Source organism: Lyngbya sp. CCY1209 (assembly GCF_055795065.1).
Genome location: NZ_JAYFER010000507.1, coordinates 1 through 602 on the forward strand (window position 1 = coordinate 1; position 602 = coordinate 602).

The 602-nt window shown below is 57.3% G+C and carries 1 protein-coding gene; it reads right to left on the reverse strand.

What is annotated here, in order from left to right; all coding sequences use genetic code 11:
• On the reverse strand, nt 1-602 hold a 602-nt coding region (locus tag AC0QHF_RS16405; RefSeq protein WP_324705308.1), incomplete at both ends, for an Ig-like domain-containing protein.

A 602-nucleotide genomic window follows, 5' to 3' on the forward strand; every position in this document is an offset into this window, starting at 1 on the left:
GCATTGACGGCTAATACCGTATCGGCATTGATGCTGTTGCTATCATCCACCGCTTCGGGAGGATCGTTCACCCCAGTTACCGTGACGCTGACGGTAGCAGTGGCCTGATTTGAACCCTCATCTTCAATGGTGTAAGTAAAGGTATCGACGACCTCTTCCCCTTCCGTCAGGGCGATCAGATCCGTTGCCCCCGTCGGGTCATAAGTGTAACTGCCATCCTCACCGACGGTGACATTGGCTCCCAGGGAACTGGTACTCTCGAAGGCGACGACTGTAAAATTATCGTCATCCACGTCGCTATCATTGCTCAAGACACCCGAGGCAGCGTTGACATCCAGAGGCGTATCCGCTGCGGTGCTGTTGCTGTCGTCGGCGGCTTCCGGCGGGTCGTTCACCCCGGCGACGGTAATGCTGACGGTGGCGGTCGCCGTGACATCGTTATCATCTGCGATCGTATAAGTGAAAGTGTCTGTCACCTCTTCCCCGGCGGTCAGCGCCTCTAAAGCCGCCACACCCGTCGGATCGTAGGTATAGCTACCATCATCATTGACCGTCACCGCAGCCCCCCGGGTGCTGGGTGTCTGAAAACCCGTCACCGTCAG